Raw genomic sequence first — 6,000 nt, forward strand, 5'->3', positions numbered from 1 at the left:
AGATTGACAATTATTAATTCGATCCATCTAATAGGATATGCTTGTCCTATATTAATATAAAAATATATAACAAATCAAGTATTTAAGATATTTTATTCCTGTATTAGTTTTAGTCTAATTATGTATCTCTATTTAAAAATAATAAATTGAGCTCATTCAATTTTTTATTGACGGCATCAATTGATTTTTAACCCTTGAATTATTGGGGTTTATTATCAATGCTTTTTCGAAATGGTCTTTGGCGCCTTCTTTATTTCCATCTTCTAACTCAATAATACCTAACCAAGTATAGGTATCACTGTGTCCCCAATTTGGCTGGATGGGTTTTGGTGAATCTGTTATAAATAATTCTGCAGCTTTATTCAAATATAGCTTTGCACTGGCAACACCACCGCCAAATTGTTTTGGTGTGAATTTCATAGAAATACCGTTGATTAAGTTGATTCTGGGATTGTCCGGTTCGAGTGCCATGGCTTTCTCCATGAGTCGCCCAGACTTTGGACCATACCAAAATGCAGCCCAGGGCATAACCGCTATCTTCGTACCATAGAGTGAAGACATCATCGCATAGGCTTCAGCAAAATCGGGCTTCTCTTCTACCGCATCTTCCAAATGATCCAAACCGTCATTCGCGTATTTTTTAACTTGAGACTTATCATGTTTACTCATAGACAAATTCACCAATTGGTTGTCGCAATAAGCGATGTAATAATGAAGCAACCATGTATTCGTGTTAAGAGATAATGCTCGTTCAAAATGAGCTCGCGCTCCAAGCATTTCTTGCTCATTCCAATTCTGAATAGCCAATTCTATTTTTTCTTTTCCAATGATTATATAGTCATCTACGGCTTGTGAAAAACCAAAGGATAACATTAGGATTAAGATTGTTTTTTTCATTTCATTTTCCTTTTAAAAAGTGATTAAGTGATGGGGGCTTCATGTATTTACGATATTTATTAACTAACCACATGAAGACTTTTGGTTTTTTATAAATTGAGTGAAAAACCGAAATAGACATTTCGACCGTGGGTACTTTTCAATTCTGTCCGCTCCGAATAATCAGGTGAATAGATATATCCATAAACATTTTGTTTATCTAAAACATTGGAGATAGCCCCATAGATTACCAACATTTTTGCGCCGCCAAAAAAGTATACCCGACTCATAGAAAGATCTAATCTTTGCATGGTAGAGAGACGCGCTGAATTCCATTCATCCTTTGCAGGCGTGTAAGGCTTTCCCGTTGTGTATTTGTATGTTAAGCCCAACGAATTCACTGAAGCAATATTCATCTTCAGTGCTGCGGTTAAATTGTGATTTATGTCATAATCTGTCGGTGACAATTTCAAATGGGCCAACTCTTTTCGTTCCGATTGTAAATAGCTGTATGATACCCAACCAGAAATAATTGGCAAATTGCCTTTCAAAAATACGTCCGCGCCATAAGCGTATCCTTTTCCAGCATTGGTGAAATTGGCGACTGAATCTTCCAAAACGAGATTTGAATAATTCTTCTGATACAACTCCACCTTTAAGTTAGTAATCTCCGCTTTATACTCGTAACCCAAGATGGCATGGGTAGCCTGCATAGATTTCAGCTGCGGATTTCCATTCCATTCATCTCGATACTGCGCTTGGGGATATTGATGATAAATACCAGATGCCACTTTTAAAAACTGTGTATCTGATAATCTGTAATTCAGGGAAATACGCGGATCAATTTCTGTCTGCCGTGGATTAGCCAACACGTCCGATCGAAGTCCAATGGTTGAAAATAATCGCCGCGTCAGGTTCATTTCTGCTTCCGCATAAAAACCAAAATGGCGCGTTTTATAATTAATATCAAAGGTGCCTGTTTCAGCCGTTTCACTCAAATCATTTTGATCTAATGGATAGGTCATGGCAAGAATAGTCTTTAGTTCATCCCCAATGAATCCCGTATTCAATTTCATATTTTCTGAAACGGTAAATGATAAATCTGTCCGCCATTTCAAAAGGGAATCATCCATCTCACGGCTGATATTTCCCATAGTCATCCCTTGATTAAACTTATTGAGTGACAAACTGGATTTTACAACAAGACCCTTTCCAAATAAATGTCGCCATTGAATATTGGTAAGATGCGTGCTATTCTCGCTCATCATAATACCATCAAATGTAGGTGTTTCTACATGGATCCCAATTTCGTCCAAATTCGAATAATGAAATAGTTTTACTTGTCCAACAGCCGAGTATTTATAGACAGCGCTCACATTGCCATCCCAGCTGATGGGAACCTTTTTGAAACGATCTTCACCCCCGTTTACTTTGAATAAATATTTTGTATCAGAATAATTCCCGGAAAACTGGATCCCCATTTTTTCAGGCTCAATAAGCCATGCGCCCCCCAAAGATAATGCTGCTAAACCGGCGCCAATATTCACTGAGGATCGTGATGGTAAATCCAATGATTCCATGGCGAGAACACCGGACAATACATTTCCGTATTTAGCAGAAAATCCACCCGATGAAAAGTATGTTCCGGAAAGGAGAAACGGCGAAATCATACCGAAATAACCGCCAGTATCGGATTCATATTTATAAGGATGACTCAGGGTAGCTTGGTCTAAAATGACCGTTGTTTCAGAAACATCCCCCCCACGAACATACATCCCTGCCCCTTCGTCCACACTGTTCACGCCAGGGAAAGTCTGAATGGCACGAAATATGTCCGCCGACGCACCCGCTGTTGTAACAATATCCATCGTGGTGAGCGTTTGCCCTTCTTCATCCGCCATAGTAAAAGAACTGGCACTTACCGTCACCGGATCCATTTCCATAAATATTTTATCTAAAATCACGGCAATTGAGATCATATCTGATTTAACAAAAACGGAAAGGTCAACCTGTTCAAAACCGATATGGGATACCCGCAGAATTCGAGTGCCACCTAATTTAGTTTTAATAAGAAATTTACCGGTCGAATCGGTAATCGTTCCTTCGAGTGTATCCATGAAATATACATTTACGTAGGTCAATTTTTCCCCGGATTCAGAAGTGACATTTCCGCCAACGGTCAATAATTCCTGACCAATTAAAATTGATAATGATCCCAATATAAATAATGCCTTTCTCAACTTATTTCCCCTTTTGCAAATAGGATTGTAAAGACCTTAAATAAGATCTATAAGCATTTTTCCCTTTATTTGTGATTGCGCACATAGTGAGCGGTTTTTTTCCGGAAAAACTTTTTTCAATTGAAATGAATTCAACCTTTTCCAATTTTGATAAATGAGTGCTCAAATTGCCATCCGTCGTTTCAGTAGCATCCTTGATATAATTAAAATCAGCTTTGACCACTTGGGATAAAAGTGTCATAACCGCCAAGCGAACAGGCGCATGAATAACAGGATCGAGTTTATCGAATTTAGGCATTCGGAGAAGACTGAAATTTATTTCGCAATATGTACCCCGGAATGATATATCCAGGAATAATTAAAATTGCCATAACCAGTGAATGATAATGCCAATGGATCATCATACAAACAATAGCACCTGCGAACCAAAGAAGCGCTGACCATTGAAGTGGCTTCCAATCGAGAATCCTTCCGGTAACAAGAACACCAATCCAGATATTCATCATAATAATGGGATTTAAAGCCTTCATAGATATTATACCCATGGGGACGCCTAAAAATGCAATCAAAGACATGGATAACCCACAAGCCAGCCATAGGGACCCAATTGCTTGATCTGCAAAAGTTACGGCACCTTTTTTTCTATCTTGCCGTATTCCCGTTATTGTACTCAATATTCCACCGCTCATCATAATTGCAATCCACATTATTCCAATCCATTCACTTTGATTAAAAAACACAAAAATATATTGACTCACGCATGCGGATAAGATTAACCATCCCCACATGATAAAATGTGTGCCATTATCTGCAAAATTTCTTCGCGTCTTTTCTAACATTGCCTGAATGATCTTTATTTGTTCTTCCATAATATTCCCTTATAAGTTCAGCGCAAAGTTACTGCGAAGTACTTTGTAGCACAAAGTTGAATTTGAATTATACCATGTTATCATGGATATATTTTGCGTCCCCTAGTAAGTCTCTTGTTAAAGAAACTATTAATAGATTAAATTTCGGCACTGTTTTAGACAGAATAATTTTATCAATCTCAGGAGAATTAATAATGCGTAAAATAATGAACTTAGTTGTAATTACTGGTGTAGCAATCACCGCTATCTTTGCGGGAGATATTAAAGGCACAGTTAAATATGTAGGAAAAGCACCGAAAGCGAAACGCCTTCGTATGGATGCAGATCCCGTATGTGCCGCATCACATAAAGAAGCCGCTAGAACCGAATCTTTTATTGTTGATGCTGATGGCAACCTGGCAAATGTACTCGTTTACATAAAAGGCGTCAATTATAGTGGCAAAGCACCATCTACTGCTGCTACAATAGATCAGAAAGGCTGTGTCTACAATCCCCATGTAATGGGAGTCATGACCGGACAAACGGTAAAGATTCTTAACAGTGATGCCACGATGCACAATATTCATGCTTTACCTAAAGTTAACAGAGAATTCAACAAAGGTATGCCGAAATCACTCAAAGAAATTTCAACAGTTTTCGATAAAGCCGAAGATGTATTCGTTATCAAATGTGATGTGCATCCTTGGATGAAAAGTTATACACAAGTATTTGACCATCCTTACTTTGCCGTAACTGGCGCTGATGGTACGTTCAATATTTCTGATGTTCCCGATGGTACATATGAAATTATTGCTTGGCAGGAAAAATTCAAAAAGAAAGTCCTTACCCAAAGTGTTACTGTTAAAGGTGGGGCCGCTTCCGTAAACTTTGAATTCAAACGCCCGAAGAAAAAGAAATAGATAACTCTATATTTGTTATATTTTTAAAAAGCCTTCTCACTAAATATGTGGGAAGGCTTTTTTTATTTAGCTAATGGTTTGCATTATAGAAATTTTTAATTATACCAAACGCCAAAACCGCGACTTCTTAATTCCTCTCCTAACATTTCTTCAATAGCTTCCGCATCTTTTCGGGATGGGATTGGGTTATACTTTTCATAAAAGTCAGGCCTTAGTTTAAGACCAAATCGTTTGGCATAAGTATTCGACTTATATCCTTCTTTATGCTGTTCGAAACGGACTTCAGGTTTTCGTGACGATTGTCCCACATATACACAACCATTCCCAGTCATGTAATTTGGGTTCTTTGACCTGAATTTTTTAATATCCGCTACAGCAGGATCAAGCTCAATAACATAAACATAATAGTGTTTCATTTGTAAATAGATAAAAAAAGCCCTCTCCGAAATTCGAAGAGGGCTTTTTTATTTAAGTCAATTATATATTACTGGATTAAATCGTCTTTTTCATTTTGCAAGTTTTCTTCTTACCACTCATTGCACAGGTTGATTTATCACCTTTTTTCGCACAAGTTGTTTTACCTGCTTTTTTACTCGCTTCTGAATGCTTGTCACAATTCCCATCTTTTTTATCACAGACTTTTCCTGCTTCATGAGTGCATTCTTTTTTACCAGCATCAGTTAAATCGGTTGAATTCAATCCATAAGTCACGCCCATTAATCCAATTAACAAGAAACCAAGAATTAAACTATTTTTGATTCGTTTCATTATTTCTCCGCTATTATTTATTGTCAAAATTTATGAATAATTTCTCATATCTTTTAATATGAAAAATAAAATTTGTTTTACCAGTCTTCGTCACCCCAACCGTCGTCATCTTCAATGACAAAACCATAACCTTCTTTAGCCAAATGGGCCTTAACAATTTTAGACACATCCGTAGGTCCGGAGACAGCCCAAGTAAAGTCTCGAATTGCTTCTAACAATTTTTCCGGATCAGAATGAAGTTTAGCCACATCTTTGCCCCAAGCTTCACGCACTGATTCAAGTGGCTCTTCCGATGGAATATATGGCGCCGGCATTTTTGTCCCAGGCATAACCTCTTGAGGATCCTTA

General features: G+C 37.6%; 8 protein-coding genes. 1 reads left to right on the top strand and 7 read right to left on the bottom strand.

Annotated elements, in window-relative coordinates:
- Positions 1–156: 156 nt before the first annotated feature.
- The 4 genes from HN459_02590 to HN459_02605 all read right to left on the bottom strand — a co-directional run bounded on the left by HN459_02590 (position 157) and on the right by HN459_02605 (position 3,985).
- Positions 157–897 (bottom strand): tetratricopeptide repeat protein, encoded by a 741-nt coding sequence (locus tag HN459_02590; GenBank protein ID MBT3478329.1) that lies wholly within the window; start codon positions 895–897, stop codon positions 157–159.
- 89 nt (positions 898–986) lie between these two features.
- Positions 987–3,116 (bottom strand): TonB-dependent receptor, encoded by a 2,130-nt coding sequence (locus HN459_02595; protein MBT3478330.1) that lies wholly within the window; start codon positions 3,114–3,116, stop codon positions 987–989.
- A 1-nt stretch (position 3,117) separates the two neighbouring features.
- On the bottom strand, positions 3,118–3,414 hold the full coding sequence (locus HN459_02600) for a transcriptional regulator (GenBank protein ID MBT3478331.1): 297 nt from the start codon (positions 3,412–3,414) through the stop codon (positions 3,118–3,120).
- Positions 3,407–3,985, bottom strand: coding sequence for a hypothetical protein (locus HN459_02605; protein MBT3478332.1), 579 nt, complete (start codon positions 3,983–3,985; stop codon positions 3,407–3,409). Before HN459_02605 ends, HN459_02600 begins: the two co-directional genes overlap by 8 nt.
- Positions 3,986–4,179: 194 nt before the next feature.
- Between HN459_02605 and HN459_02610 the strand changes: the two genes are divergently transcribed.
- On the top strand, positions 4,180–4,884 hold the full coding sequence (locus tag HN459_02610; GenBank protein MBT3478333.1) for a hypothetical protein: 705 nt from the start codon (positions 4,180–4,182) through the stop codon (positions 4,882–4,884).
- A gap of 95 nt (positions 4,885–4,979) precedes the next feature.
- On the opposite strand, the gene HN459_02615 is transcribed toward HN459_02610, so the two are convergent.
- From HN459_02615 to HN459_02625, 3 genes are all read right to left on the bottom strand, one after another.
- A complete protein-coding gene (locus HN459_02615) occupies positions 4,980–5,300 on the bottom strand; it encodes a GIY-YIG nuclease family protein (GenBank protein ID MBT3478334.1) in 321 nt (106 codons plus the stop codon).
- A 76-nt stretch (positions 5,301–5,376) separates the two neighbouring features.
- Positions 5,377–5,652, bottom strand: a complete 276-nt coding sequence (locus HN459_02620; GenBank protein ID MBT3478335.1) for a hypothetical protein — start codon at positions 5,650–5,652, stop codon at positions 5,377–5,379.
- 77 nt (positions 5,653–5,729) lie between these two features.
- Positions 5,730–5,981 carry a hypothetical protein gene (locus HN459_02625; GenBank protein ID MBT3478336.1) on the bottom strand — a complete coding sequence of 84 codons (252 nt, stop codon included), beginning with the start codon at positions 5,979–5,981 and terminating at the stop codon, positions 5,730–5,732.
- Positions 5,982–6,000 lie beyond the last annotated feature (19 nt).

The organism is Candidatus Neomarinimicrobiota bacterium, from assembly GCA_018647265.1.
GTDB lineage: Bacteria > Fidelibacterota > Marinisomatia > Marinisomatales > TCS55 > TCS55.

Bases quoted from the DNA above. Each gene is read 5' to 3' on its own strand.
- HN459_02590 (MBT3478329.1), bottom strand. From the start codon at position 897: ATGAAAAAAACAATCTTAATCCTAATGTTATCCTTTGGTTTTTCACAA.
- HN459_02600 (MBT3478331.1), bottom strand. From the start codon at position 3,414: ATGCCTAAATTCGATAAACTCGATCCTGTTATTCATGCGCCTGTTCGC.
- HN459_02605 (MBT3478332.1), bottom strand. From the start codon at position 3,985: ATGGAAGAACAAATAAAGATCATTCAGGCAATGTTAGAAAAGACGCGA.
- HN459_02610 (MBT3478333.1), top strand. From the start codon at position 4,180: ATGCGTAAAATAATGAACTTAGTTGTAATTACTGGTGTAGCAATCACC.
- HN459_02615 (MBT3478334.1), bottom strand. From the start codon at position 5,300: ATGAAACACTATTATGTTTATGTTATTGAGCTTGATCCTGCTGTAGCG.
- HN459_02620 (MBT3478335.1), bottom strand. From the start codon at position 5,652: ATGAAACGAATCAAAAATAGTTTAATTCTTGGTTTCTTGTTAATTGGA.
- HN459_02625 (MBT3478336.1), bottom strand. From the start codon at position 5,981: ATGCCTGGGACAAAAATGCCGGCGCCATATATTCCATCGGAAGAGCCA.